The sequence below is a fragment of the Halorhabdus sp. CBA1104 genome (assembly GCF_009690625.1).
Classification (GTDB): domain Archaea; phylum Halobacteriota; class Halobacteria; order Halobacteriales; family Haloarculaceae; genus Halorhabdus.
Genome location: NZ_CP033878.1, coordinates 2,095,773 through 2,120,583, shown reverse-complemented (window position 1 = coordinate 2,120,583; position 24,811 = coordinate 2,095,773). Strand labels below are relative to the sequence as shown.

The window sequence follows — 24,811 nt, the reverse complement described above, 5'->3', positions numbered from 1 at the left end:
CACCCGGCCCGTCATTAATTCCTCGGGCACGGGCAATCGACGGCCAGCTCGGTTACCGTGCCTCAGCAACGATCGCGCCCAACTCGCGGGTCGGGACTGCCGGCTCGGCCCCGTCCGTGATCTCGGTGATGACAGCGACGCCCTCGGCACCTGCCTCGATCACTTCGGCGGCGTTTTCGCTGGTGACACCGCCGATCCCGACGACTGGGATGTCCACGGCCGCGACGATATCGGCCAGTCGGTCGGTCCCGATGGCGTACTCCTCGTCGTCGATGTCGTCTTTCGAACCAGTGGCGTAGATCGCCCCGACGCCGAGGTAGTCAGCGCCGGCGGCTTGGGCGTCTTTGGCGTCTTCGACGAACGAGACCGAGCGGCCAATGGTCGCCTCCTCGCCGAGTAACTCACGGGCCACGGGGACCGGCAGATCCGCGTCGCCGAGGTGGACGCCGTCGGCATCGAGAGCCAGCGCCAGGTCGACGCGATCGTTGACGAGCAACGGCACGCCGGCTTCGCGTGTCAGTGCCCGCACTTCACGCCCGATTTCGTATCGCTTGCGGGCACTGACGTCTTTCTCCCGGAGTTGCACCACGTCGACGCCGCCCTCGATCGCCGCCGCCACGACCGCGGGCGTCGACTGCTCGCCCGAGAGCGATTCCTGCGTGACGAGATAGACGTCCCAGTCAGTCATGGCCGAAGGTGTGACCGGCTCGGTGGTGTGTATTGCGGTTCACTCCCCAGACCGAGCCTGCCCGTGGGCACGTTCGATCACATCGACCAACGCCGCCACGTCGGGCGCGTACACGAGATGTGTCCCACAGTCACAGTCCGACGCCCCGATCCCGTCGACCGGCGTCGCCTCGGCTGTGAGCGTGCTGGCGACGGCACATTCGACGTCTTGCCCGGCCGTCGTCACGACAGCTTCAACGTGACTCTCTGGGTGGCAAAGCAGGTAATCGACGTGCCAGTGGCGCGTCTCGCGCTCGCCGGCGGCGAGTTCGCGATGGCGGTCGATCCGACTGAATCCGCCCGTACCGAACGCGCTCCCGGTGTAGGCATACCCGCCCGCCGGGAGGTCGCGCTCGCCCGCCGCGCCAAACGTGATCGTCGTCGCCGTCGCAAGGTCGAGGACCAGCGTATACGTTCCCTGATCGGCAGTCACGGTCCACCCTTCGCTGTCAGTCCCGAAACGTACACCGATTCCACCCCGATCGGCTGGCGGGGCGGGCATCCGCACAGTGAAAAAGATAGGGCGACCTAAACCATCACGTTTGTCCACATCTGTTTTCAGAAGTCGGGAACACCCCCCTTTTCTTTTTGGTTGGCCTAGCTTATGCCGACTTAGGTGAGACTAAATGGCTGAGGTACTCGGCGACGTGGACTCGGGTGAGTTCGTCCGGCTGGCCGATGTCCCGGATGGAGACACTCGGGCGCGGCTGTTGCGGTTGGGGTTTTTAGACGGGACCGTGGAGTGTCGCCACCACATCCGCAAGGGGCCGGTTATCGTCCGGCGAAACGGGACGGAACTTGCGCTCGGTGCGGATCTCGCCGACTCGATCGAAATCGAGCGGCCACGCCCGGAGGCCAGTGATTGATCATGGAGGGGTGTCACGACGCCGGCTGTGACCCGAGCGAGATCGATGCCGAGGACACGCTGGCGCTGGTTGGCTGTCCGAACGTCGGCAAGAGCGTCGTCTTTGGCGAACTCGCCGAGCAGTACGTCGACGTCTCGAACTACCCGGGGACGACCGTCGACACGACGCTGGCTGAATTCGGCGACTACACGCTGACCGACACGCCGGGTGTCTACGGCATCTCCTCGTTTTCCGAGGAAGAGCGCGTCACCCGCGACATCGTTTTAGAGACCGATGCCGTCATCAACGTCGTCGACGCGACGCACCTCGACCGTGATCTGTTCTTGACGCTGCAGTTGCTCGATATGGGCATCCCCACCGTCGTTGCGCTGAACATGATGGACGAGGCCGAGGCCGACGGGATCGATATCGACGTCGAGGCCCTCGAAGCGGCCCTGGGCGTCCCCGTCGTCACGACGGTCGCCATCGACGGCGAGGGGTTCGACGAACTCCGCAAGCGGGTCCCGGAAGCGACCGCGCCCGAACAGACGGCCATCGACGAGTTCTACGACGAACTCCCCGAACAACTAGAGGCCGATCGGCCGGAGAAGACCTTGCTGGTCGAGGGTGACGAGGAACTCCCCACGGCGTTTGACGTCGGCGGCGTCATGGCCGACGGTGGCTCGCCAGCACTGGTCGAGTCGGGCCTGCGTGAAGAGATCTACAGCCAGCGCCGCTCGCGCGTCCAGTCGATCGCTGACTCGGTCCAGACGGTAACCCGCACCGACGACTCGATCGCCGAGCGGGTCAGCGATCTCATGATCAACCCCCTGACCGGGACGCCGATCGCGCTTGCCCTCCTCGGGTTGATCTATTACTTTATCGGTGATCTCGTCGCTCAGCGCCTGGTCGATACCCTCGAAGGGGAACTGCTTGGTCCCCACTACATCCCGGCCGTCGAATCGTTCGTCGCCGGGCTGTTGCCCGACGTGGCCTGGCTCGAACCTCTCGAATTCCTGTTGATCAACGACAATCTCGGCCTGCTGACGGTCACTGTCCAATACGTTATCGGCACCCTCTTGCCACTCGTCGTCGCCTTCTACCTGGCGATCAGTGTTCTCGAAGACTCCGGCGTTCTCCCCCGACTCGCCGTGTTGACCGACCGTGGCCTCAACCGGATCGGTCTGAACGGACGGGCCGTCGTCCCGATGATCGTCGGTGTCGGCTGTGTCACCATGGCCGTGATCACCACCCGGATGGTCGGCTCGAAACGCGAGCGGACGATCTCGACGGCGCTTCTCGGGCTGGCCGTCCCGTGTTCGGCCCAACTGGGCGTCATCATGGGGCTGATGGCCGGGCTCGGGTTGATCTACTGGTTTGGCTACCTCGGTATCTTGTTGGTCGTGCTGGGGGTCGTCGGCGTCTTCCTCGACCGGACCCTGCCGGGCCAAAGCGAGTCCCTGGTGACCGAACTGCCGCGAATGCGCGCGCCACGACCGGGAAACATCCTCCGGAAAACGTACAACCGCGCGAAGATGTTCCTCCGTGAGGCCATCCCCTTGTTCGCTGGGACGGCGGTGGTCGTCTCGGTACTGGATTACGTCGGCGGGCTGGCGGCGATCAAGGATGGACTTCGGCCGCTGACCGCGCTTGTCGGAATGCCCGCGGACTTCGGGCAGATCCTCGTCCTCGGGTTGATCCGCCGGGACTTCGCTGCCGCGGGCATGACCGATATGGCTCTTTCGAGCGCGCAGGTCTTTATCGGCCTCGTCGTGATTACGCTGTTCGTACCCTGTATCCTCTCGATGGTGATGATCCTCAAAGAACGAGACGCAAAGAGCGCCGCGTTGATGTGGCTCGGCTCCTGGGTCACGGCGTTCACCGTCGGGGGCGTGCTCGCGGCCGCCTTCGGGGTGTTCGGGTGATGCAGTGTCCGACTTGCGAGTACGAGTTCGATCCCGCCGCCGTCGGGATGCAGTGTCCCCGCTGTGGCGCATCGGTCAGTTGCTCGACGGCCACCTGTGCGGAGTGTGACGCCTGTTCGGGACTGCTCGAACAGCTCCGCCAGAAAGGCAAAGATCGCCTGCAAGCGGACGGTGGCGAACAAACTGATTCGGTCGCCTCCGACAACGACTGACCCGACCGACCGTTTTTCATCGCTCGGCTCCACACTCGCGTATGGACAGAGCCACGAGTCCGACCACGACGTTGATCGGCGTGCTCGTCGTTGTCTTCCTCCTGCAAGTTGTCGTGGGACTGTTCGGTGGCTCTCCCGATGCGTTCGCCCTCGCCTGGCCGCTGACCGAGCGCCCCTGGACCCTCCTGACGAGCGTCCTCGCCCACGGCGGTCCACTGCACCTCGCGACGAACGCCATCGGACTGTTCGTGATCGGGCTCGTCCTCGAACGCCGGACGGAGCCCTGGCGGTTTTACGTGTTCTTCTTCGTCGTCGGAGCGATCGCCGGCGGTACAGAGGTCGCTGTTGGCCACGTTCTCGGCAACGAGATCCCGGTGTTGGGGGCCAGCGGTGCGATCTTCGGGCTGTTCGGGTACGTACTTGCTGGCAACCGGCTCACTGATGCCATCGCCAGCCGGGTGGCCGTCAGCCCCCGCGTGGCGATCGTCGTCGTGCTCGGCGTCGCCCTCGCGATCACGTGGCTGACGCGGGGCCGTCGGGTGGCACTGATCGCCCACTTCACGGGCCTCGTGTTGGGACTGCTCGCCGGCCGGGCACACGTCCTCCGGCGTCCTGGGTCGACGACCGCGCGTGACGGTGACCGTCGTCGCGTCTAATCAGAGTCCACAACCGTCGGGCACCGTTCGCTCGTGAAGTCTGGTGACGACCCGATCGGCGACGGTCTGGAGATGATCGACATCCTCGCGGTTGTAGCCGACGAGTGTCTCCAAGGCGCCCTCGTCACCACGCTGGTAGTCGTTCCACAGCCGAACGGCGTCCTTTCCCGAGAGGTCCGGCCGGTCGCGCTGGATACCGACGTCTTTCTCGATCTGTTTCAGTCCGCCCGTCAGGTCGAGTCGCCGACAGGGATACATGAGATCGAGATGTGGTCGATCGAGCACACCGTCGAGGTCGAACGACTGCTCTAAGAATGGCACGTCGAAGCGCTTGCCGTTGAACGAAACCAGCAGGTCGGCGTCCGTGAAGGTTTTCCGGAGGCGCTGGGCCGTGAGGTCCCGATCGCGGACGAACGTGGTCGTCTCGCCGCCCTGGCGGACGCTGACGGTCGTTACCGCGTCGTGGCGTTGATCCAGCCCCGTCGTCTCGATGTCGAAAAAGGCCGCCGACTCTTCGAAGGTCTCGTAGAGTCGCCACTGGGCCTGGCTGGGGAACTGCCGGCCGAAGTAGTGGCTGTCACGCTCGGCCAGGCGCTTGCGGGCGTCCTCGATGAACGCCTCGATGCGGTCGGCGGTGGTTGCGCCGACGGCGTCCGGTTCGAACTCGTCCCAATGGGTGATCCCCTGTTCCCACAGCGATCGCTCGGTCTGCTCGCCGACGCCCTCGACCGGGATGAAACTTGCTTCGACGCGCACGATGACTGGTCTCGGTCGTGGATCGCCCTAAAGGTCGCGGTGACGGGCGAAACCTTGTCTCTTAAGGGCTTCACTTTCACCTTGATACAATGAACCTTATTACAGAGCCGTCTGATTTCGAGGGCGCAATGCTGACAACTAACCGACGCGAGGTAGGGTGACTCTGGATGCGTGTTCTGGCCCGCTTGCGGGCACGAGCCGACGCGGCTTATGACAACGCGTATCATCACAAACTCCGCGGGCGACTCTGGGGAGCGCTCGATGGGACGGAGTACGAAGACAGTCACGACGAGAACCGCCCGAAGGCGTTTACGTACTCGAACCCGTTTCCGCCGGGCGACATGGAGGAAGGTGACGAACGGACGCTACTCGTCGCCTCGCCGGAGGAAGAGCTACTCGCCCACGTCGCCGCCGATCTGAAGGACGACCCCGAGTTGAATATCGGCGAGATGCCATTCACCGTCGAGGAGCTTACGCCACTCTCGCCCGATGTCGGCGAGCCCGGAACGAACGGGACCATTTCGACTGGAACCGGCGTGTTGGTTCGGATTCCGCCCTGGCGTTTCGCGGAGTACGGGATCGACACCGAGCACGACGAGGCTGAGTTCTGGCGGCCCGAGCATTCGATGGAGCCGTTCCGCAACCAGATCGAGGCGAATCTGGACAAGAAACACGATCTGTTCTGTCCGGACTATCTGCCCGGACCGAGCGAAGTCGACGGCGAGTTGTTCGACGGCTACGAACTCATCAAGACGTTCGCCATTCCGGTGACGCCGACGACTGGCGAGACCGAGACGTGGGTGTTGAGCAAGTGGCGCTTCGAGTATACTGTTCGGGACGACGACCATCGACGGCACTTGAACCTGCTGTTGGATGTCGGGATCGGCGAACGGAATTCGCTCGGGTTCGGGTTCGTGAACATCGTCGACAAGACAGAAACAGGCGAGACGGAACTGGAGGGCGAGAATGCTTTCGCCTGATGAATTTCGCGAGGAGTACCCACCGGAGCGACTGGACGACGAGCTTCCGGACACGCCGATCACGTCGCTCCGGACGATACAGTACCTCTACGGAAAACTTTACACGCTCGCGACGGCGGGCGGTGGGACATACGGCCCCTATCTCACGCCGGACGAAGCGGGCGATCTCATCGACACCGACGACAGCCTGATCGTCGTCCGCGTGGATCTAAGCGGTGAGCAACCAGTCCTCGCCACGGACGGTAGCGGTCCCATCGAGGTCACCCGCTACAGTGCCGACCTGGTCGAACGCGTGGGCCACTGCAAGTATCCGGCTGCAGCGGGCATCGATCACAGTATCACCCACCAGGCGGGCCGGAACAGCGACCCCGAGAAACTCGCCCGCTACGCGAAAGAGCGCCTCACGAAATGGGCGACCGATCCGGTCGTCCAGGAGGCTTCAGGCGACCACGAGGACGGCTGGATCGTCGAGGCGCTAGCGACACTCGGCGAAGACGATGACGCACTCGACCGTATCGAGGACGAACTCACCACCAAACTCGGCGGCGAGTCGACGACTGCACTGCTCACTGTACGGGTCAAAACCGAGCCCGACGGTGAATACCAGTGGCCCGGTGATCTCGACGTGTTCAAGGAGGCGATGCGCCAGCGCAAGCTCTCGAAACTCGTCACGAAGAACAAGGCCGACGATTCCTCGGGCGAGGCGACCGATCTCGTCACCGGACAGCGAACACGGACTGTCGGCACGTCCGAAGACCCGCAGAACTACTTCCTGGGCAAGCAACTGGAGAAGTTCCCTGGCCTCGATATCGAGGAAGCCTGGCGAACCCATTCCATCTCCGAAGACGCGGCAGTGACGGTGATGAACGCCGAGACGTTCGTCGAGGCCTGTAAATACCCAACCTTCGGAGCGAAGGTGTACTACCTGCCGTACTTCTTCGGTCGGGCATCGACCGAGGAGATCTACGAGTTGTACAATCTGCTGTACCAGGCCACAACAGAGGATGACGACCTGACGCCAGTCGAGAAGGCCTGCGAGGACTTCCAGGACCAAGACGACACGGCGCTCCGATTCTACGTCTCGGCAGTCATGCCACACCAGATGTCTCGCTACGACGTCTTCGGTGAGACACTGAACGGGCGGCTACTCTATCCCCGGGATCTCGCCAGACATCACAATCGGATCGTCAGCGACACCTCGGCGTTCAACACCGACACGGACTGGAGTGCGCCGCTTCCGACCAACGAGAACTGGGGACTGCTGACAGCAGACGACGAAGCACTCCACTCCGTCTCGTCGGGGTGGTACTTCTACCAGACGTTTGCCGAGCGTGACGACGAGGAAGCCGACGCCGACGACCCACGGATCGAGGCGCTCGTCAGCGTTCTCGGCGGGGATGCCATCGCCGTCGAGACGCTCCTCTCGGAGTACGTCGACCGGATCATCGCTGACGAAGACGACGATGACCTTGAGGGATTTCCGTCGTTCCGAGTCGCCTCACAGTTCGCCCAACTGTGCGCTCTGGCGACCGAGACACTCGATCTCCTGACGACCGACGACCCAGGGAAGCGACCGATCACGATCGAACCAGACTACGAGGTAGACATAATGGAATCACTCGAAGACATTCAAATCATCCCAGACGGCGGCCATCCCGCCGCACCGAAACTCGAATCGTTCATCGAAGACACGCCTGCGATCGCGCGAACGTCAAATGCTGACGAAGTGCTCGATGAGGCGGACGCAGAGCACCGCCAATCGGTCAGAAACCAGCGTCGAGGCGCGTTCATGCTCGGTGCTCTCGTCGGGGAGGTCGGGAGCTATCAGGAGTACAGCGAAGATCGGTCGACGACGCTCGTCGATCAGTTCCCGGTGAAGTCGATCACGCAATCCCGGGTGAAGAAAGTCACACGCGAAGCGATCGGCAAGACGCTCACCTACACCCGTCAGGAGAAGAAAAGCGGCGGCAGTTTCCCGGGCACGAAATTCGAACACGTGGTCGAAGAACTGCGGAAGACGATCGTCAAGCCCGACCCAGACGACTGGGACATCGATACCGAGGACCTCCGGTTCTACTACGCCCTTGGCGTGACGTACGGATTGAACGACCATCCCGAATGGGACAATCAAGCTGACGACACCGAAGAGGACATCTAACATGAGCGAATCCACACAGACCGTCGAGAACCGTTCCGAGATCGTGTTTCTGTACGATGCCGTCGACGCAAACCCAAACGGCAATCCACTGAGCGGATCGAACAGGCCGCGTATCGATCCCCAGACCCAACAGGCTATCGTCACGGACGTTCGGCTGAAGCGGTATCTTCGCGACCAGTTGGACGACGACGGTCACGGCGTCTACATCCGGAACGTGCAAGACGAGGGCGAGCAGTACACGCGCGCAGAACTCCTCGAAGACCGGCTGAAGGCCGTCGATCCCGACGATTACGACCTCGATGACGACGAGGAAGCGGCGCAGTTCCGAGACGATGTCTTCGGAGAGTACCTCGAAGAGAGTGCAGACGTGCGGTACTTCGGAGCGACGATGTCCGTCGATACGGACAACGCCTACGCGAAACACCTCCCGGACCACTTCACTGGTCCAGTCCAGTTTTCGCCAGGCAAGTCGATCCACGCTGTCAACGAAAACGAGGAATACGACAGTCTCACGAGCGTTATCGCCACTCAGGAAGGGAAAGAACAGGGTGGATTCGACCTCGACGACCACCGCATCCAGTACGGGCTCATCCGATTCCACGGACTCGTCGACGAACACGGGGCCGCCGATACAAATCTCACGCGAGCGGACGTAGAGCGTCTCGATACGCTCTGCTGGCGGGCGATCAAGAACCAGACCATCAGTCGGAGCAAAGTCGGCCAGGAGCCACGTCTCTACTGTCGGGTCGAATACGGGGAGGAGAGCTATCATCTCGGCGGCCTGGACAAGGATCTCACCCTCGACGACGAGGCCTCGAAGGACCACGACGAACTCCGAAACATCCGCGATCTCACGCTGGACATCGATGATTTCGTGGATCGGATCTCGAATGCCAGCAACCAGATCGAACGCATTCGAGTCGTGGCGAGCGATGTCCTGAAGGTTTCTCACGGGACCGACAGCGGTGGGCCGGACCTCCTGTACGACGCGCTTCGAACGGCAGTCGGAGCGGACCGAGTCGATGTCGTCGATATCTACGACGAGTACCCTGAAACGCTGCCACAGAACACTGGCGAGTGACCATGGATCAGGAATCGCCGAATCGGAGGGCCGGGATTCCCGGTGAGAGCGACGGCGATTTGGATCGCTGTCTGTCCTTCGAGATTCGGGGTCCGTGGGGACACTTCCGACGCGTCGAGGGGAATATCGTCAAACAGACCTACCGAATCATACCGCGAACGACGGTCGCCGGGTTGATCGCGGCGATGCTGGGCATCGAACGGGACGGGTATTACGACCTGTTCGGACCGGACGTATCCGCGATTGCCATCGAACCCGTCGAGGAACTGCGGACGGTCAACATGCCGATGAACACCCTCTCGACGGCAGCCAGTGACCTCACCTCACTCAATCCACGTGGGAAGATCAGTATCAAACTCCCCAATCCCACGAAACTCCGACAGCAACACAACTACGAGGTACTCGTCGACCCTGCCTACAGGATCGACGTTGCGCTCGCTGACAACGAGTGGTACGAACAGTTTCGGGAAACGCTGGCCGCCGGGAAGTCCCACTACGTCCCGAGTCTCGGTCTCTCCGAGTATCTCGCCGAGATCGACTACCTCGGGGAGTTCGATATCGAATCTGGCCCGTCCTCCGGGACCATCGGCGTCGACTCGGCTGTGCCCGACGCGATGGACGACGTCGTCCTCGATTCCGAAACGCGTTGCCAGATCGAGGAATCGCCGGCGTTCATGACGTCCGACGGGGGCGGACGGACGACCACTGAGTACACTACGTACACTTACAATCCCGACGCAGAACCCTTGCAGGTCAGGGACGTACAAACCTCGCGAGTGGACGACCGGACCGTGGTGTTCGTCTGAATGGCAGAACCGTATTCCCATCCGCCCGAGGACGGGCGTGAAGGGGTCGCACTCGAAGCCCATCTTTCCGACGTCGCCGACCGCGTGGTACACGTCGTCCCTGACGATGCGACCACCCCGACCGACGAATCACTGCGATCTGTCGTCGAAACGCTGGCCTGGGTTCACGACTTCGGGAAAGCGACGACCTACTTCCAAGAGTATCTCCTCAAAGACCACGACGCTGACCCGCCGATGCTTCGGCATCACGCCCCGATCGGGTCGTTCGCGGCATACCATGCCCTCGACACGCAGGGGTTCGACACCGAAACGTGTCTGGCGGGCTTCGTCGCCGTGGCAAAACACCACGGCAACCTCCCGAACGTTGCGGAGTACGTCGTCGATCGAACACACCGACGAGACGGCGCTTCGAGACAGAACAGCGTGGAAAAGCGTCAAACGGTGGTACTCAAACAGATCAAGGACATCTACGACAATGTCCCGGATCTCGCAAAGAAGGTGTTCGAGAGCGCGACTGGTAGTGCCGAGGGCTGGGAATCGTTCGTACGAAAATATCAGTCGGGGTCGCTACTGAGTGAGATCGAAGAAACGGTGGGAACGGAGACGGCCGGTCGCGGCGTCGACCCGGATACACTCTCCTCGTCGTGCTACGGGCTCGTCTTGCAGTGCTGGAGTGCACTCGTACTCGCAGACAAAACCAGTGCCGCCGGTGCAGCGAACGAATCGGAGACGTACGCACCCAGACAACCGGGATTCGAGACGCTGTCCGAGTATATCGAGGATCTGGAGGCTGGCGTTACAGCCGACACGGACGGGACGAAAACCGAGCGCCTGAACTTCCATCGATCGGAAGCCCGGAAAGATGTACTCGACAACGTGGCGTCGTTCGCCGAGAGTGGTGGGGGCATTGGGACACTCACGCTCCCGACAGGAATGGGCAAGACGCTGACCGGATTGTCGGCCGCATTCGCACTCAGGGACGCCCTTGATGGCGATCGCGTGGTGTATGCGCTTCCGTTTACGAGCATCATCGATCAGGTCGTCGACGAGATCGAAGAGATCTATGAGACCGACACGGCAGGACGACTCTTCACTGCCCATCACCATCTCGCCGAGACGACGATTCGCGATATCGACGATCAGTCCGCCGACGATGCCGATCGGAACGACGACATCGCAGGGATGCTCGGTGAAAGCTGGCGGGCGGGCCTAACTGTCACGACGTTCGTCCAGTTGTTCGAGAGTCTGGCCGGACCGCAAAACAGGCAGTCGATGAAACTCCCGGCACTCCGGGACGCCGTCGTCGTCCTCGACGAGCCACAGAGCCTCCCGCTGGACTGGTGGAAACTCGTTCCACGGCTCGTGGATGTCCTCACCGAGCAGTACGACGCGACGGTGATTGCGATGACCGCCACACAGCCACGACTGTTCGAGGACGAATTCGAACTCGTGGACGACCCGGACCGATATTTCGAAGTCGTTCGTCGCGTCTCCTACGCTCTCGACGAATCGACCGAGCGGTATATCGAGTCTCAGAGCGAGCCGAAACCCTACGCAGCAGCTGCCAACGAACTCCGTGAAGTCGTCGAATCGGGACAAACTACGCTCGCCGTTTGCAACACCATCGACAGTGCGCGAGAACTCACAGAGCAGGTCGGCGACGATGGCTTTGTCGATGTTGGTCGCCTTTACGACGACGAACTACAGAACCAGGGGACAGTTGAGGATGTTGATCCTGTAGAGATCGCGAAAAACGTTGCAGCGACCGACGACAATGCACTCCTTCACCTGTCGACTCGACTTCGACCAGCAGATCGCCTCACGTTGATCGAGACGGCGAAAGCGCTCACCGAACGGGGCCATCCAACGCTTACGATCTCGACGCAACTCGTCGAGGCCGGCGTCGACATCAGCTTCGATCGCGTGTTTCGCGACCTCGCTCCGATCGACAGTATCGTTCAGGCAGCCGGCCGGTGTAACCGTTCGTTCGAGCGCGAACAGGGAGTCGTCACTGTCTGGTGGCTCGACGTGCCCGACGAGCAGTCGAAGACGCCGGCCGAAGCCGTCTACAATCGCGGGACGACGCTGCTTCCCACCGTCGCAGATACGCTCCGTCAGATCCGGGACGAATCCGGGTCGCTTTCCGAGACTGACGTGGCTCGAAGAGGCGTCGAGCGGTATTTCGAACGGTTACGAGAGGACAAGGATGTCGGGAAGCAAACGTACGCCGACTGGGTTGACGACGCGAAAGCGAAAGAACTCGGGACCGTTTCGCTCATCGACGAACAGCTTTCGGCAGAGATCGTCGTCAGTCGCACGCCTGCTGAACGGGAGCGGGCGGAAGCGATACGGAACGCCCAACACAATTTCGAATTCGAGGAACTGCGCCAGTTGCTCGACGAGACGAAACCGCTGCGTATCTCGGTTCCGTATCACTCCGAAGATAGCGAGACCGCCGACGCGATCACGGATCTTCCCCCACTCGTCGAGGACGAAGGCATATACGAACTCGACGTACAGCAAAATCCGTCGCACTTCGATCGAACGACGGGCTTCGTGGTTCCCGAGGCGAGCGTCGATCACCAGTTCCTATGAGTGGACACGCTGACGAGCGGACCGGCGAAACCGACCCTGTCAATCTCCTTCTTGAATCGGCCCGCGACGAGGCCGTCGAGTCGCCGTTTCACGTCACCGGCGTGATGATGCAGTATTATGAAGTCTGTAAGCGTGAACTCTGGTTCGAAAGTAGGGATGTCGAGATCGACCGAGAGAACCCGAACGTTGTCCGTGGCACGCACGTCGACGAGACGGCCTACGACGAGAAACGACGGAACCTGAGTATCGACGGCCGGATCGCGCCCGATTTACTCGACGACGGTCGCGTCGTCGAGGTGAAACCGTCCTCAACGTTGGTCGAACCCGCCCGCCTCCAGTTGCTGTACTATCTCTGGTATCTCGATCGGGTCGTCGGTGTCGAAAAGGAGGGGGTGCTGGCTCATCCAACCGAACGGAAGCGTGAATCAGTCGAGTTGACAGACGAAAATGAACAGCAAGTCGAAGACGCGATTCGTGGAATCTACGACGTTGTTCGGAGCGACACGCCACCGCCTGCAAAAGAAAAGCCGTTCTGTGAGTCGTGTGCGTACCACGACTTCTGCTGGAGCTGTTGACCCATGAACGACAACTATCACATTTTCTCGGACGGACGGGTCGAGCGGCATAACGACACCGTACGGCTCGTCACCGATGACGACGAGAAGAAGTACCTTCCAATCGAGAACGCCGAAGCGCTGTTTCTCCACGGGCAGATCGACTTCAACACGCGAGTGATCTCGTTTCTCGACGATCACGGCGTGGCGATGCACGTCTTCGGCTGGAACGACTACTACTCGGGGTCGATCATGCCCGAGCGCGGTCAAACGTCAGGTCAAACCGTCGTCGAGCAGGTTCGGGCCTACGACGACGAAGCCCACCGGGGTAAAATCGCTCGCGAGATCGTCGACGGGAGCATTCACAACATGCGGGCGAACGTCACCTATTACGACAACCGGGACTACGACCTCGATTCGACGCTCGATGCACTCGACCGTCGTCGTGAAGAGATACAGTCCGCCGAGTCCGTCGAGGAGGCCATGGGTGTCGAAGCAAGTGCTCGACGGGCCTACTACGGGATCTTCGATCAGATCCTGCCGGAAGGCTTCGTCTTCGGGGGTCGAAAGTACAACCCGCCGAACAACAAGGTGAACAGTCTGATCTCCTTTGGGAACAGCCTGGTCTACGCGAACATCGTCTCGGCGATCCGGGCCACGGCACTCGATCCGACGATCAGTTATCTCCACGAACCCGGCGAGCGACGGTACTCACTGGCGCTCGATCTCGCGGACCTGTTCAAGCCGGTACTGACCGATCGCGTGGTGTTTCGCCTCGTGAATCGGGGACAACTGTCCGATGACGACTTCGATTCGGAGATGAACGCGTGTCTACTCACCGAGACCGGGCGAGAGACGTTCTCCAAGGAGTTCGAACAGACACTCGATCGGACGATCGAACACCCTCGCCTTAACCGAAAGGTGAGCTACCAGTATCTCCTTCGAGTCGAGGCATACAAACTCAAGAAACACCTGCTGACCGGCGAACCCTACGAATCCTTCGAGCGGTGGTGGTAACGTGGTGTACGTCGTCGCCGTCTACGATGTCGAGGCGGATCGAACGCGCCTCTTCTTGAATTTCCTGCGCCGGTATCTGACTCACGTCCAGAATTCGGTGTTCGAGGGAGAGATCACGGAAGGCGATCTCGAAGAGATCAAGCGAGAACTCGATTCGATGTTGGAGGCCGGTGAATCCGTAATCGTCTACCGGATGAGCTCCGAACAGTACGTCTCGCGGACGGTCTATGGCGAAGACCCGACGGACGACAGTCACTTTCTATAGTGTCGTCATCGACCCCCCGGGTTTGAGGGGCCATTGCGGGTCGACGAAAATACTAACTCCCAGGCGCAGGTATGACGCTCTATATGGTCGATTTCGGCCATGGTTTCAGACGGACCCTTGTGGGGTTGAAGCTCCTGGGACGTCCTCTCGTTCATCGCTCGCAACGATGTTTCAGACGGACCCTTGTGGGGTTGAAGCACACCGAGGACGGCAGCGACAAAGTGGTGGCCCGGGTTTCAGACGGACCCTTGTGGGGTTGAAGCCGGCGGTTGGTCGTCGCCCAGCCACCCAGGCTCATTGTTTCAGACGGACCCTTGTGGGGTTGAAGCAACGCAACAGTACCACATATCTAATTATTCTGAAGGTTTCAGACGGACCCTTGTGGGGTTGAAGCCGTGGGCAGACCGCTACAAACTGGAGTCCAAGACTGGTTTCAGACGGACCCTTGTGGGGTTGAAGCGACTTGTGCCGTGCCGATAGATTCTCTGGTTTCGGTTTCAGACGGACCCTTGTGGGGTTGAAGCAGGATAGTTTTCAGCGGTCTCATGACGACCTGTTCGGTCGTTTCAGACGGACCCTTGTGGGGTTGAAGCGACCCAGACATCCACGAGTTCGTCGGCGACATCTTAGTTTCAGACGGACCCTTGTGGGGTTGAAGCGACTTCACGCAAGTTGTTCTATTGACACCTGACCCGGGTTTCAGACGGACCCTTGTGGGGTTGAAGCATAGTATGGATATGGACGGCGAAACCATGTTCATGGTTTCAGACGGACCCTTGTGGGGTTGAAGCGCCGGGCCGAGTGTCACACTCCCGCTTTTGTCGCTGTTTCAGACGGACCCTTGTGGGGTTGAAGCCTCGTCGAGGTCGTCGAGATCGAATAGCATGGTCCCGTGTTTCAGACGGACCCTTGTGGGGTTGAAGCACGACCGACCGATCCCATCGTTTGCACCGGAGCCACGTTTCAGACGGACCCTTGTGGGGTTGAAGCGTCGGGAGTACTCGATCATATGATTGCAGTTGACGAGTTTCAGACGGACCCTTGTGGGGTTGAAGCTCACCGTTTCAGTCACTTCATCCGACATTCGGTATGGGTTTCAGACGGACCCTTGTGGGATTGCACCTTCACACGTCGTGTTTGTGCGGGCCACTGAGCGGTCGAGGGTGCTGAAACGAACTCGTGTCTTCGTCCAGGCCTACTGTTCCTGGTGCTGCCCCGAGCCACGTTCAAATACTAATATTCCTTAAAAGTGAGTCGTCTAGTTCTCTTTGGCGGCTTCGATCTCTTGGGTTGCTTCGAGGACGAGATCGTGTGCACCACCGTTCGAAGCGACCAGGCCCGTGCTGTCCGGTCCCCAGGCGTCGCCGTTCAGGTCTGTCACCGTCCCGCCGGCCCATTCGACCATCGCTGCACCGGCGATCGTGTCCCACGGGTTCGTTTCGAGATTCGTGATCGCGGCTTCGATCTCGCCGGCAGCGACGAGTGCGAGTGCCAGTTGTGTCGAGCCGACCCGCCGGAGATCACTGAAGCGCTCGACGACGGCACGCGCCGCGACGGCGAACTGCTCACGGCTGTCGAAGCCCCAGAAGTACGTCGGTGCGACCATGAACCCGCTCGGGTCGGTGCGGTCGCTCACACTGACGGGTTCGCCGTTCCGGCGAACGCCTTCTGGAGTGCCGACGTAGGCGTCGTCCAGCGCTGGGGCGACCGAGGCGGCTGCGACCGGCTCGCCCTCTTCGACTGCAGCGACACTGGCACACCAGAGACGGTTGCCCCGGGTGAAGTTGTACGAGCCATCCAGTGGATCGACGACGAACGACAGTCCCGAGTCAGGCACTTCCTTCGCTGCGTCACCTTCTTCTCCGACGATCGTCGCATCGGGCTGTAGTCGTTCGAGCGTGTCCATGATCGCCGCCTGCGCCCCGCGGTCTGCTTTCGTCACGACGTTTGCCTTCGTGTCGTCTTTGTATTCGACCTCAATATCTCGGCGGAAGAGATTGGCTGCGACGGCGCTGCCGGTTACTGCTGCCTGTTCGACGACTGGCGCGTAGTCGGTATCGGTTGGCATGGGTGTCGGTTGGGTTTCGGTCGCTGTGTTGGTCTCCCGTTGCTCCGTCTGGAGGGATTCGGTTGTCTCCTGGCCCGAGGAACAACCAGCGAGCCCGATGCCCGCCCCGCTCGCTACGATCCCTTTAATATACGATCTCCGGTTAAGTGAGCGGACCATCGGCCGATTTTACCTATTCAGGCCAAATAAATGTTTTCTTTATATATTGAAACGTACTAAAAACACAGTGGCCGTGGTGGCCTGGGACCGGTAGCGGAACACGGCGTGGTGTGGTGGCCGGCGCGCTACTGGTCGACCCACCACGTTCAAGGGAGCCGACAAACAAGCCGCGGGCATGTCAGCCTCGGCGCTCGCCGCTGCGGTCTGTGAGGCGCTATCGGTCGATCACGAGGCGTTCCTGGCCAGAGCCGACCAGGAGGCCCACGACCTCAAAGCGGAGGTCAGGGCAGGGACGTTCGACAACAACCAGGCGATCGTCGGCTTGGAGTTCGAACTGTACGCGGCCGACGAACAGACCGACGCCCTCCGGCGGGTCCCGCGGCAGTTGCTCGAACGCATCGGCTTCGAGAAGGAACTCGGCCTGCACAACGCCGAGATGCAGACCAGTCCTCAGCCGTTGAACGACTACGGGCTCGACGCCCAACAGCGGGAGTTACAGGCCAACCTCGCGCCGGCCCTCGAACGGGCCAACACCGAGGACATCCGCCTGGTCAGTGACGGCCTGTGGACGGTGCCGCCAAACGGCGAGACAGCCACCGCGTATCTCTGTGACTCCGTTGCAGAGGACGGCATCCGCATCGGGACGAACATGTCTGACAGCGTCCGGTATCACGCAATCGCCAACACCGACTACCCGTGTGCGTTCGAACTCGATGCCCCACACGTCTCGGTGCAGGCAGACACCGTGATGCCCGAGAGTCTGATCACGTCGATCCAGCCCCATTACCAGATCCCTCACGCCCCCGACCTCCCGACGTATTTCCAGTACGCCCTGCGGATCGCTGGCCCGCTGCTCGCCCTGGGTGTGAATTCCCCGTTCTTTCCACCGGAGTGTTACGACGGAGACGCCCGCGATCGCGAGATTGTCGCCGACGCCCACATGGAACACCGGATCGGTGTCTTCGAGTCCGTCCTCAACCCGCCCGACGGCAGTGACGTCCAGCCGAAAGTCACCTTCCCCCGGGACCTCGAATCCGTCGAGGAAGCTATCGATCGCATCGTCGCCGATCCGTTGATCGTCCCGATGGACGTCGAGACCGGCCAACGCTTCGACGATCGCTTTGCTCACGTCCGACACAAACACGGCAGTTACTGGCGCTGGATCCGGCCGGTCTTCGACGGGGCAACGCGGTCGGACGCCAACGCCCGCATCGAATTTCGCCCCCTGCCCGGCCAGCCGACGATCAGGGACGCGGTGGCCTTCGAAGCGGTCTTCGGCGGCCTGTTGGAGAGCCTGCCACGCCGGGATCACCCCGTACGGGATCTCGACTGGGAGACGGCACGGGAGAACTTCTATGCGGCGGCCCGTGATGGGCTCGAAGCGGAGTTGACTTGGCTCACGGACGACGGCGAGACGACGGCCATCGAGGAACTGTACGCCGACCTCTTCGAATACGCCCGGGACGGACTCGAACTCCGGGGTCTCTCGACCGAGCAGGCCCAACGATACATCGAGCCACTCCGCGAACGCCTCGACCGGCGGTTGACACCTGCCCGGTACAAACACGACATCGTCAGCCAGCAGGTGCGGGCGGGGGTGCCGCTGGGTGAGGCGATCTGGGGCATGCAGTCTCAGTATATCGACCGGCAGCGCGAAACGCTACTCGACGGAACTTTTGCCGACTGGCTGGCCTGAGAGCTGTTATCGACGTCTGACGAACGCTAGCCAGCGCTGCCAGACGCGTTCTCGAAGGTCTTCGGTGCACCGCCAGACGGCGTATGCGGGGATGACATAGTAGGCGGCGAAAGCGATGATAAATGGAACGGTGAGCCACACTGTCCCATTCAGTGCCGGATACAGCTCTCGCCACGTCAGGATGGAGACGAACCACAGCGTCGTTGCCTGGAACAGGAACTCGATTCGGTCCATGTGAAAACCTGTAACTACGCAATCAAATGTATTCCGCTGGGTCGCTAAATTCTCCCTTCTCGCATAGAACCTTCGACTCTAATCCTGATAATTCGACTTCAATTGCTCCTTTATCGACTGTTATACTCTCGATTGTTCCCGACGGATCAAGGGCCTCTGTGTGCTTGTAATGTCCAAAGATAGGTGTGATATTATCAACTTTTGTTGGTTTGGTGTGCCCATTGCAGTGGTACTGTCGAAATCAGTGGAACTGATCGAAGGGGAAACGCACTTGCCGTCGCCTTACGGCACTAGGGTATGGACACGGCACGGTTCGGCGTCGATCCCCGACGGATCGCCGTCAGCGGCGGACTGGGCGTGACAACGGCACTGTTCGGGGCGTTTCTCGTCGGGACCTGGCAAGCGCTTGCGGGCGATGCCACACCCGTCACTGAGATCGTCTTCACCCTCGCGGTCTTTTTCGTTGCGGCCCTGTTCTTCCTCTCGACGGTCGATCGATCGGCACGACACCAACGGCAAGGCCCGATCGCGGTCGGTGGCGCGCTCTTGGGTATCGGTGTCGCCCTCTTCGTCCCGCCCGTCTGGAGTGACCTCTCGGTCGTTCAGCTCCTTACGTATCCGTTCGTGCTGCTGTGGGTCTTCGCGCTCGTGGCGACCGGCGAGTGACGCCGCCGTCTCGTCACTCCTGTCTTCCCTGTTCGACGTATTCGACGGCCGCTCGCGGCGACGTGACCGCCTCGACGCCAGCAACGTCGTGGGTCTGTAGACCCGCAACCGGCTTGCCAGCGTCCAGTGCCAGTGCGATCTCCGAGAGCGTGCCCGTTCCCCCGTCGATCGCGATGGCGGCGTCCCCGTTCATGACGACCAGTGCGTTGCGGGCATTGCCCAGTCCCGTGGCGATCGCCGTCTCGACGTACTCGTTGGCCGCGGATCGATCGTCCCCCGGAAGGATGCCGATCGTATGGCCGCCGGCCTCGCTGGCCCCGCGACAGGTTGCCTTCATCACGCCACCGCGCCCACCACAGACGATCTCGTGGTCGCGCTCGGCCAACAGTCGGCCGACAGCACGAGCCTGTTCGGCCAGTTCCGGGCCGACTGTGCTCCCGCCGATGACGCTGACGCGCATAGTGGGAGCTCACTGCCCAGTTCCGTAGCCCTATCGGTCGCTCCGGTTGCCGAATATGTTCACCAGCAGCCCCAAGCGTGGGCCGGCCGAACGACGGGTATGAGCGACAATCAACTCGCGGACTTGGCCGGATCGGCACTCGAAGTTGCGGACTTGCTGGACTATCAGGACGGGGCGATCGTCAGCCGAACCTTAGTCGACCGGGAGGCCGCGACGCTGACGGTCTTTGCCTGTGACGAGGGCCAGACGATCAGCGAGCATACGGCTCCCCACGAGGCACTCCTGCAGGTGCTTGATGGCACGGCACGCGTCACCATCGACGGGACCGACCACGAACTGACGGCGGGCGAATCGATCGTCTTTCCCGCGGATACACCTCACGCGGTCGCGGCGGACGAGCGGTTCAAGATGCTGTTGACGATGGTTCGATAGATCGCCTCCTCGGCGTCCGGGAGGTCACTACTCGGGGGACCGAAAGACCCGGATCGTGTCCCGGTTCGTCCGCTCGCAGACGATCTGGGCCAGCCCCAGATCCGTGAAAACAGCCTTCCAGTCGCGATGATAGAGCGGGAAGTCATCCTCGACGTAGCTGACGTCCTCGGTGTCCGGTCCCCGATTGGGTCGATTGCCCTCGTTCTCGGCCGTGATCAGCAGATCGTCGGTGATTCGGACTAGCTCCTCGAACACCCAGGTGTCGTCGGGGTGGACGTGCTGGAGGGTCTCGACCGAGTAGACGACGTCGTAGGCGTCATCGGGAAACTCCGGCAGGTGATCCTCCATCGCGCCGCTGAGGAAGGTCCCGGTATCGGCGAGTCGCGGGTACTCCTTGGCCATCACCTCGAAGGATTCTTCGTTGATGTCGATCCCGGCGAGGTCCCGGTACCCCGCCTCGCGGAGTGCGTCAAGGTGACGGCCCGAGCCACAGCCGACTTCGAGAACACCCGCATCCTCGGGCGCGTAGTACTCCAGGACCTCCACGATGGTCTCGCTGACCTCGTTGTGGCCGATCTCGGCGTAGTATTCCGGGGAGTAGTCCTCAGAGCGCTCGGCCCAGTCCCGGCGGTTTTCGTCTGGGTCCATGCGAGTTACTGGGGGTAGTGGGATAAGAGCAAAAAGGCCGACGGATCGGTTGTCGCGATGATGGCCGTCTCTCAGGACGTTAGCATTCGCGGGGGTCATAATGATACTTTCAAGTATCATACTTCAGAGTATCATACTTCGAAGTATGATTATTCACGAGATCGACGTGGTCGGCTTGACGACGGGCGAGACGCTGATCGTCGGCGAGTGCAAGCTCACGTAGGCTCCGCTCGGTACGACGCGTTCTCGACGCTCCAGGATCACGTCGAGGAACTCCGATGGACGCCCGAAGACGGGAGCGATCGGGTCGAGACGTACGCGCTCTTTTCCCGGAGTGGGTTCACCTCGACAGTCGAAGCAGCGGCTGACGAACGCGACGATCTGAAACTGTTCAGTAGTGAGGATGTCGTCGAAGCGCTCACGTGAGCGAGTTTTGGAGTTCGCGGAGTGGGGGGCTGCACAATTGGCCCGGGCCATTCCTTGACTGAGCGAAACAACGGTCAGAATATTGAAATTGTTACTGGTTGCCGTGCAAGATGGAGGGCGCGAATACAACAATCCCAGCAACTCGGTAGCTCTCTCGGCAGGTTCTGAATACAGGACGCATATACTATACAAATCAAATCTCCAAGTAGCCTAATCAATCAATCCAACAACATACAGTATCAGACCAAGAATTGAGGCCGCCCCTGCGAATATGAGCGTATCAATCGTACTGATTGCAATATTCATTTGTAAAGTTGTCATTGGCTTAAGCGAAGAGAATATTAAGATCCCCACCAATCCCAAAATTCCAGCAATGACGGATCCAATTACAAATTTTATAGGGCCAGTCATTTCTTAGTGGTGTTTAGTTCTATGATTACATATTCTTATCGTCAAATGATTTGGTGAATTCAGATTTCCGATTGTCCAAGTGACAAGTAATAGTATAGTAAATATATGGGTAGAGTTATTTTTAAACTATGCCAACTAATATAACCGAAATACATCACTTTGATCTCCACGGATCAGATTCCGAGAAGTTGTTTCACCAATGTAGGCAAGAGCTGGAGCAAAATATAAAGTGAATTCGCTATCTTGTTTCACGTAGTATGAGTAAGGCGTTAAATGGTATCGCCCAAATCAATTATAGTGAATATCACAAATATTTCACATCTACGGGGACTTCGTTGCTCATCCTCTCCTATTTGGGCGTTTTTGGGTATTTAACGGCCACGTTCTCTTTTGCAGGCGAGTCCAATCTATATCATGTTTTGTTTTTAATATCACCTTCCGTTATCGGCATTGTGATGGGTATCTATGGTCTCTTAGTTTGGAAGGACGAACACGACCGAAAAGACGAGTTCCGGGAAGAGGAGTTACGAGAAAAGAGGGCGACGAGATCGATGGCAGAATCACAAGCAAAGTTACTGGAGGATAGAGCAGAGAAAGCGATGAGCGATAACCTTTCGATTGGTGGGTCTGACATTCATATGGAGGATTGGTTATGACTTTCGAAATAGAAGAGGTCAACTCATTTTCACGGAAACTCGTAGATAACTACGAGGATTCCACAGAATTAGAGGAAATCTCAGACCTCGAGGAATATGATGATCGGAAACACTCTCATCGGGAGTTCGTACAACTCGGGAAGCGAATTAACTTACCTAAGCGATTCTTTCGAGATGAGAGTGTTGTTCTCAAACCTCTGATTCCGCAATTTGTAGATTCAATAACCACTGGCGAAGTGATTAGTATATTATCATCAATTAGAACCGCCGCTGAACAGGGAGAGATCGACTCGTTTGAGGTTTCTGATTTTTCATATGATTCGATAATTGTAAATTCGTTCGATCATGTCTATGAGCCCGATGTTATATATATTCCAAATAGCAGGGATTTTCGGATGAAACTCCACGAATGGCGTAATGAAGGTCGTATAAAATACAAAGAGAATAGATTATACATCGCAGGAGCGTCAGATATTGAAGTAAGGTGGATGCCATCAAAGTGGGGTATAGACGATATGCTGCTCTTCAACCGAGATAATATAAATGTCGCACAAAAAAGATACTCTGACGCAGATCATCCAGAATATATTGATTCTGTAGAAGGATTTAATGGGGCAAAATCTGATGATCGTCTAATGATCTATTTGGGAGAGGAATTTGATGAAGATGAGGGAGAAGATGAGTTCGAATTGTTAATCCGTTCTGTTATCTCTGAACCACGACTTACCGGAAATATGCCTCACGGGGCAACCGTAATCGAACTCCCTAATGAGCTACTTCCTGAGAATTATAATTCCCAAGAGTAATAAATTATTTAATATTCCCAGATATGATCCACGGCCGAAGACTGTGTTTCCGAATCTAAGTGCATGTACTTTAATGCCGTCGTCACATTCTGGTAGCGAAGTGGTTCTTTGGTGTGGTCCGGCCCGACGTGATTTGCTTCATGAGTCGTCATTCCGTGCTAGGGAGAGTACCACGTTACGTCCACACTTATATATCTACTAATAACTATAATTGAAGATATCTTCGGGAACCATGCTTAAATAGAGACTCTGTATGTGTCACGGCCATGCCTACCAACTCTGAAATAGATACTGCTGTGTCACTATCTTCGGCAAGAGCTTGCGGAGACCATCGATCAACAGAGACACTCGTGTTGGACTCGACTCGCATTGACGAGCTCGTTATGAAGCTCGGTGGCGAGATCGTGCATCGCCGTTGCTTGTGCTTCGGTGGCAATTCCGAGCCGATAGTAGGTCTTTGTCCGGTTCTGGGTCCACAGTTCGGCGAGGCGCTCCCCAAACGCTTCGTCGTAGAGTCCGACCTCGGCACCCCGCTGGTACAGTCGCCGGTGACTGCTGATGACCTCGGAAGTTTCCATTGCACCATCGTGAATCAGACGGAACTGAATCGTCCGTTCTATTGCGACGAACGACGACTCGATGACGACCGTGTAGTAGCCATCGTTGCGCAGGCGAGACGCAGCCGACAGCAACCGACACGCCCGTCTGAGTTGGACTAACTCGGCGTCTTCGACATCGAGGCCCGCTTCGATGTTCTCCGGTGCTTGTTCGAAGCTTTGCTCGGCTGCATCCAGCGCGTCCACGACATCACTGTTCTTCATTCGCAAACACCCCTGTACGAATGTCGGATAGTTCGTCCGATCCGACGATAGTGATACCGTCATCAAACTGCTGCCGAAGCCGGTCACCGATCCGGTTTGCGCTGTCTCTCGATTCGACCAGTATCTCGAACTCATAGCGGTCGCCATCGAACTTCGTCTCTTCGAGGTCGCTCACGATCGCCTGGACGGTCCGTCGTGCCTGCGTCCGGTCATCATCAACGAAGACGAGGAGATCAATGTCACTCGATCGATCGGCCTCACCGCGAGCAACGCTCCCGAAGAGAACGATTCCAACTAACTCCTCGACTGCTTCCGTTACGTGATCGACGAATGCGCGAACAGGTTTGTGAAACTCGGGTTGCGGAATCGATAGTACCGGATCTGATTTCCTCAGCCGGTCTCGGTCGATACTGACGTACTGTTTTCGCCCATCTCGGCGAGTCTGGATTGGGCCAAGTTCTCCGAGCAGGGCGATCGCCTTCGAGACAGATGCTTGATTCCCATCAATCATCTGTGCGAGTTGGCTTACGGTGAATTCCTCGTATGGTTCCTCGATCAGGAGCGCGAGAACATCTTGCATCGCCTGGTATCGAAAGACACGCTCCTCGGGAAATGGATACTCCAGCGCAATCGTGGTCTTCTCTTTCTCATTGGCCATACTATTCCTATTAAGAATGTGTCGGCATAAAACCCGTACTTGTCCTGACCGAGAATTTCGGCCGTATTGAAATCCACAAGATCCAGCTCGATCC

Annotated in this window: 27 protein-coding genes and 1 CRISPR repeat array; of the genes, 18 read left to right on the top strand and 9 right to left on the bottom strand. The window is 59.2% G+C overall.

Annotation, left to right across the window (positions count from 1 at the left end; all coding sequences use genetic code 11):
• Positions 1–52: 52 nt before the first annotated feature.
• Positions 53–688: a thiamine phosphate synthase gene (thiE, locus tag Hrd1104_RS10685; protein ID WP_154552748.1), complete on the bottom strand. Its 636-nt coding sequence runs from the start codon at positions 686–688 to the stop codon at positions 53–55.
• A 39-nt stretch (positions 689–727) separates the two neighbouring features.
• The gene (locus tag Hrd1104_RS10680; RefSeq protein ID WP_154552747.1) at positions 728–1,228 is read right to left on the bottom strand and encodes a DUF123 domain-containing protein; all 501 of its coding nucleotides are present in this window, start codon (positions 1,226–1,228) and stop codon (positions 728–730) included.
• 124 nt (positions 1,229–1,352) lie between these two features.
• Here Hrd1104_RS10680 and Hrd1104_RS10675 point away from each other — a divergent pair, with 124 nt between their 5' ends.
• Genes Hrd1104_RS10675 through Hrd1104_RS10660 form a run of 4 tightly spaced genes read left to right on the top strand, consistent with a single transcriptional unit; the run spans position 1,353 to position 4,364 of the window.
• Positions 1,353–1,592 carry a FeoA family protein gene (locus Hrd1104_RS10675; RefSeq protein WP_154552746.1) on the top strand — a complete coding sequence of 80 codons (240 nt, stop codon included), beginning with the start codon at positions 1,353–1,355 and terminating at the stop codon, positions 1,590–1,592.
• Between the two features lie 2 nt (positions 1,593–1,594).
• Positions 1,595–3,496 (top strand): ferrous iron transport protein B, encoded by a 1,902-nt coding sequence (feoB, locus tag Hrd1104_RS10670; protein ID WP_154552745.1) that lies wholly within the window; start codon positions 1,595–1,597, stop codon positions 3,494–3,496.
• On the top strand, positions 3,496–3,708 hold the full coding sequence (locus tag Hrd1104_RS10665; protein ID WP_154552744.1) for a hypothetical protein: 213 nt from the start codon (positions 3,496–3,498) through the stop codon (positions 3,706–3,708). Before feoB ends, Hrd1104_RS10665 begins: the two co-directional genes overlap by 1 nt.
• 41 nt (positions 3,709–3,749) lie before the next feature.
• A complete protein-coding gene (locus tag Hrd1104_RS10660) occupies positions 3,750–4,364 on the top strand; it encodes a rhomboid family intramembrane serine protease (protein WP_154552743.1) in 615 nt (204 codons plus the stop codon).
• Here the strand turns inward: Hrd1104_RS10660 and Hrd1104_RS10655 are convergent, their stop codons facing one another.
• Positions 4,365–5,120, bottom strand: coding sequence for a ribonuclease H-like domain-containing protein (locus tag Hrd1104_RS10655; protein WP_154552742.1), 756 nt, complete (start codon positions 5,118–5,120; stop codon positions 4,365–4,367).
• Positions 5,121–5,287: 167 nt separating this feature from the next.
• Here Hrd1104_RS10655 and cas6 point away from each other — a divergent pair, with 167 nt between their 5' ends.
• From cas6 to cas2, 8 genes are read left to right on the top strand one after another with little or no spacing between them, the layout of a single operon-like run.
• Positions 5,288–6,100: a CRISPR-associated endoribonuclease Cas6 gene (cas6, locus tag Hrd1104_RS10650; RefSeq protein ID WP_154552741.1), complete on the top strand. Its 813-nt coding sequence runs from the start codon at positions 5,288–5,290 to the stop codon at positions 6,098–6,100.
• Complete coding sequence (gene cas8b / locus Hrd1104_RS10645) at positions 6,087–8,258, top strand: type I-B CRISPR-associated protein Cas8b/Csh1 (protein WP_154552740.1); 2,172 nt, start codon at positions 6,087–6,089, stop codon at positions 8,256–8,258. Before cas6 ends, cas8b begins: the two co-directional genes overlap by 14 nt.
• A gap of 1 nt (position 8,259) precedes the next feature.
• Positions 8,260–9,339 (top strand): type I-B CRISPR-associated protein Cas7/Csh2, encoded by a 1,080-nt coding sequence (gene cas7b / locus Hrd1104_RS10640; protein ID WP_154552739.1) that lies wholly within the window; start codon positions 8,260–8,262, stop codon positions 9,337–9,339.
• Between the two features lie 2 nt (positions 9,340–9,341).
• The gene (cas5b, locus tag Hrd1104_RS10635; protein ID WP_154552738.1) at positions 9,342–10,145 is read left to right on the top strand and encodes a type I-B CRISPR-associated protein Cas5b; all 804 of its coding nucleotides are present in this window, start codon (positions 9,342–9,344) and stop codon (positions 10,143–10,145) included.
• Positions 10,146–12,740 (top strand): CRISPR-associated endonuclease Cas3'', encoded by a 2,595-nt coding sequence (locus tag Hrd1104_RS10630; protein WP_154552737.1) that lies wholly within the window; start codon positions 10,146–10,148, stop codon positions 12,738–12,740.
• Positions 12,737–13,315: a CRISPR-associated protein Cas4 gene (cas4, locus tag Hrd1104_RS10625; protein WP_154552736.1), complete on the top strand. Its 579-nt coding sequence runs from the start codon at positions 12,737–12,739 to the stop codon at positions 13,313–13,315. The genes Hrd1104_RS10630 and cas4 overlap by 4 nt, the downstream gene beginning before the upstream one ends.
• Positions 13,316–13,318: 3 nt before the next feature.
• Positions 13,319–14,311, top strand: a complete 993-nt coding sequence (cas1b, locus tag Hrd1104_RS10620) for a type I-B CRISPR-associated endonuclease Cas1b (protein WP_154552735.1) — start codon at positions 13,319–13,321, stop codon at positions 14,309–14,311.
• Between the two features lies 1 nt (position 14,312).
• A complete protein-coding gene (cas2, locus tag Hrd1104_RS10615) occupies positions 14,313–14,576 on the top strand; it encodes a CRISPR-associated endonuclease Cas2 (protein WP_154552734.1) in 264 nt (87 codons plus the stop codon).
• 102 nt (positions 14,577–14,678) lie between these two features.
• A CRISPR array of direct repeats spans positions 14,679–15,699; the repeat unit is 30 nt; unit sequence GTTTCAGACGGACCCTTGTGGGGTTGAAGC.
• A 135-nt stretch (positions 15,700–15,834) separates the two neighbouring features.
• Here the strand turns inward: cas2 and Hrd1104_RS10610 are convergent.
• Positions 15,835–16,803 carry an inositol monophosphatase gene (locus Hrd1104_RS10610; RefSeq protein WP_370454791.1) on the bottom strand — a complete coding sequence of 323 codons (969 nt, stop codon included), beginning with the start codon at positions 16,801–16,803 and terminating at the stop codon, positions 15,835–15,837.
• A 175-nt stretch (positions 16,804–16,978) separates the two neighbouring features.
• On the opposite strand from Hrd1104_RS10610, the gene Hrd1104_RS10605 reads away from it, so the two are divergent.
• Positions 16,979–18,499, top strand: a complete 1,521-nt coding sequence (locus Hrd1104_RS10605) for a hypothetical protein (RefSeq protein WP_154552733.1) — start codon at positions 16,979–16,981, stop codon at positions 18,497–18,499.
• A gap of 6 nt (positions 18,500–18,505) precedes the next feature.
• Here the strand turns inward: Hrd1104_RS10605 and Hrd1104_RS10600 are convergent, their stop codons facing one another.
• Complete coding sequence (locus tag Hrd1104_RS10600; protein WP_154552732.1) at positions 18,506–18,733, bottom strand: hypothetical protein; 228 nt, start codon at positions 18,731–18,733, stop codon at positions 18,506–18,508.
• 297 nt (positions 18,734–19,030) lie between these two features.
• Between Hrd1104_RS10600 and Hrd1104_RS10595 the strand changes: the two genes are divergently transcribed.
• Positions 19,031–19,399: a hypothetical protein gene (locus Hrd1104_RS10595; protein ID WP_154552731.1), complete on the top strand. Its 369-nt coding sequence runs from the start codon at positions 19,031–19,033 to the stop codon at positions 19,397–19,399.
• Between the two features lie 13 nt (positions 19,400–19,412).
• Here Hrd1104_RS10595 and Hrd1104_RS10590 read toward each other — a convergent pair whose 3' ends face one another.
• Positions 19,413–19,859, bottom strand: coding sequence for a TIGR00725 family protein (locus Hrd1104_RS10590; RefSeq protein WP_154552730.1), 447 nt, complete (start codon positions 19,857–19,859; stop codon positions 19,413–19,415).
• Positions 19,860–19,958: 99 nt separating this feature from the next.
• On the opposite strand from Hrd1104_RS10590, the gene Hrd1104_RS10585 reads away from it, so the two are divergent.
• On the top strand, positions 19,959–20,291 hold the full coding sequence (locus Hrd1104_RS10585) for a cupin domain-containing protein (protein WP_154552729.1): 333 nt from the start codon (positions 19,959–19,961) through the stop codon (positions 20,289–20,291).
• A 27-nt stretch (positions 20,292–20,318) separates the two neighbouring features.
• Here the strand turns inward: Hrd1104_RS10585 and Hrd1104_RS10580 are convergent, their stop codons facing one another.
• Positions 20,319–20,939, bottom strand: a complete 621-nt coding sequence (locus tag Hrd1104_RS10580; protein WP_154552728.1) for a class I SAM-dependent methyltransferase — start codon at positions 20,937–20,939, stop codon at positions 20,319–20,321.
• A gap of 207 nt (positions 20,940–21,146) precedes the next feature.
• Between Hrd1104_RS10580 and Hrd1104_RS10575 the strand changes: the two genes are divergently transcribed.
• The 3 genes from Hrd1104_RS10575 (at position 21,147) to Hrd1104_RS10565 (ending at position 23,238) form a co-directional block, all read left to right on the top strand.
• On the top strand, positions 21,147–21,365 hold the full coding sequence (locus tag Hrd1104_RS10575) for a hypothetical protein (protein ID WP_229770468.1): 219 nt from the start codon (positions 21,147–21,149) through the stop codon (positions 21,363–21,365).
• Between the two features lie 668 nt (positions 21,366–22,033).
• A complete protein-coding gene (locus Hrd1104_RS10570; RefSeq protein ID WP_154552727.1) occupies positions 22,034–22,432 on the top strand; it encodes a hypothetical protein in 399 nt (132 codons plus the stop codon).
• Positions 22,429–23,238 carry a hypothetical protein gene (locus tag Hrd1104_RS10565; protein WP_154552726.1) on the top strand — a complete coding sequence of 270 codons (810 nt, stop codon included), beginning with the start codon at positions 22,429–22,431 and terminating at the stop codon, positions 23,236–23,238. Before Hrd1104_RS10570 ends, Hrd1104_RS10565 begins: the two co-directional genes overlap by 4 nt.
• 335 nt (positions 23,239–23,573) lie before the next feature.
• Here Hrd1104_RS10565 and Hrd1104_RS10560 read toward each other — a convergent pair whose 3' ends face one another.
• Both Hrd1104_RS10560 and Hrd1104_RS10555 read right to left on the bottom strand, forming a co-directional pair.
• The gene (locus Hrd1104_RS10560; RefSeq protein ID WP_154552725.1) at positions 23,574–24,059 is read right to left on the bottom strand and encodes a hypothetical protein; all 486 of its coding nucleotides are present in this window, start codon (positions 24,057–24,059) and stop codon (positions 23,574–23,576) included.
• The gene (locus tag Hrd1104_RS10555) at positions 24,046–24,717 is read right to left on the bottom strand and encodes a nucleotidyltransferase domain-containing protein (RefSeq protein ID WP_229770467.1); all 672 of its coding nucleotides are present in this window, start codon (positions 24,715–24,717) and stop codon (positions 24,046–24,048) included. The genes Hrd1104_RS10560 and Hrd1104_RS10555 overlap by 14 nt, the downstream gene beginning before the upstream one ends.
• Positions 24,718–24,811: the final 94 nt, after the last annotated feature.

Bases quoted from the DNA above. Each gene is read 5' to 3' on its own strand.
- thiE (WP_154552748.1), bottom strand. From the start codon at position 688: ATGACTGACTGGGACGTCTATCTCGTCACGCAGGAATCGCTCTCGGGC.
- Hrd1104_RS10680 (WP_154552747.1), bottom strand. From the start codon at position 1,228: ATGCCCGCCCCGCCAGCCGATCGGGGTGGAATCGGTGTACGTTTCGGG.
- Hrd1104_RS10675 (WP_154552746.1), top strand. From the start codon at position 1,353: ATGGCTGAGGTACTCGGCGACGTGGACTCGGGTGAGTTCGTCCGGCTG.
- feoB (WP_154552745.1), top strand. From the start codon at position 1,595: ATGGAGGGGTGTCACGACGCCGGCTGTGACCCGAGCGAGATCGATGCC.
- Hrd1104_RS10665 (WP_154552744.1), top strand. From the start codon at position 3,496: ATGCAGTGTCCGACTTGCGAGTACGAGTTCGATCCCGCCGCCGTCGGG.
- Hrd1104_RS10660 (WP_154552743.1), top strand. From the start codon at position 3,750: ATGGACAGAGCCACGAGTCCGACCACGACGTTGATCGGCGTGCTCGTC.
- cas6 (WP_154552741.1), top strand. From the start codon at position 5,288: ATGCGTGTTCTGGCCCGCTTGCGGGCACGAGCCGACGCGGCTTATGAC.
- cas8b (WP_154552740.1), top strand. From the start codon at position 6,087: ATGCTTTCGCCTGATGAATTTCGCGAGGAGTACCCACCGGAGCGACTG.
- cas7b (WP_154552739.1), top strand. From the start codon at position 8,260: ATGAGCGAATCCACACAGACCGTCGAGAACCGTTCCGAGATCGTGTTT.
- cas5b (WP_154552738.1), top strand. From the start codon at position 9,342: ATGGATCAGGAATCGCCGAATCGGAGGGCCGGGATTCCCGGTGAGAGC.
- Hrd1104_RS10630 (WP_154552737.1), top strand. From the start codon at position 10,146: ATGGCAGAACCGTATTCCCATCCGCCCGAGGACGGGCGTGAAGGGGTC.
- cas4 (WP_154552736.1), top strand. From the start codon at position 12,737: ATGAGTGGACACGCTGACGAGCGGACCGGCGAAACCGACCCTGTCAAT.
- cas1b (WP_154552735.1), top strand. From the start codon at position 13,319: ATGAACGACAACTATCACATTTTCTCGGACGGACGGGTCGAGCGGCAT.
- Hrd1104_RS10610 (WP_370454791.1), bottom strand. From the start codon at position 16,803: ATGGTCCGCTCACTTAACCGGAGATCGTATATTAAAGGGATCGTAGCG.
- Hrd1104_RS10605 (WP_154552733.1), top strand. From the start codon at position 16,979: ATGTCAGCCTCGGCGCTCGCCGCTGCGGTCTGTGAGGCGCTATCGGTC.
- Hrd1104_RS10600 (WP_154552732.1), bottom strand. From the start codon at position 18,733: ATGGACCGAATCGAGTTCCTGTTCCAGGCAACGACGCTGTGGTTCGTC.
- Hrd1104_RS10595 (WP_154552731.1), top strand. From the start codon at position 19,031: ATGGACACGGCACGGTTCGGCGTCGATCCCCGACGGATCGCCGTCAGC.
- Hrd1104_RS10590 (WP_154552730.1), bottom strand. From the start codon at position 19,859: ATGCGCGTCAGCGTCATCGGCGGGAGCACAGTCGGCCCGGAACTGGCC.
- Hrd1104_RS10585 (WP_154552729.1), top strand. From the start codon at position 19,959: ATGAGCGACAATCAACTCGCGGACTTGGCCGGATCGGCACTCGAAGTT.
- Hrd1104_RS10580 (WP_154552728.1), bottom strand. From the start codon at position 20,939: ATGGACCCAGACGAAAACCGCCGGGACTGGGCCGAGCGCTCTGAGGAC.
- Hrd1104_RS10570 (WP_154552727.1), top strand. From the start codon at position 22,034: ATGAGTAAGGCGTTAAATGGTATCGCCCAAATCAATTATAGTGAATAT.
- Hrd1104_RS10565 (WP_154552726.1), top strand. From the start codon at position 22,429: ATGACTTTCGAAATAGAAGAGGTCAACTCATTTTCACGGAAACTCGTA.
- Hrd1104_RS10560 (WP_154552725.1), bottom strand. From the start codon at position 24,059: ATGAAGAACAGTGATGTCGTGGACGCGCTGGATGCAGCCGAGCAAAGC.
- Hrd1104_RS10555 (WP_229770467.1), bottom strand. From the start codon at position 24,717: ATGGCCAATGAGAAAGAGAAGACCACGATTGCGCTGGAGTATCCATTT.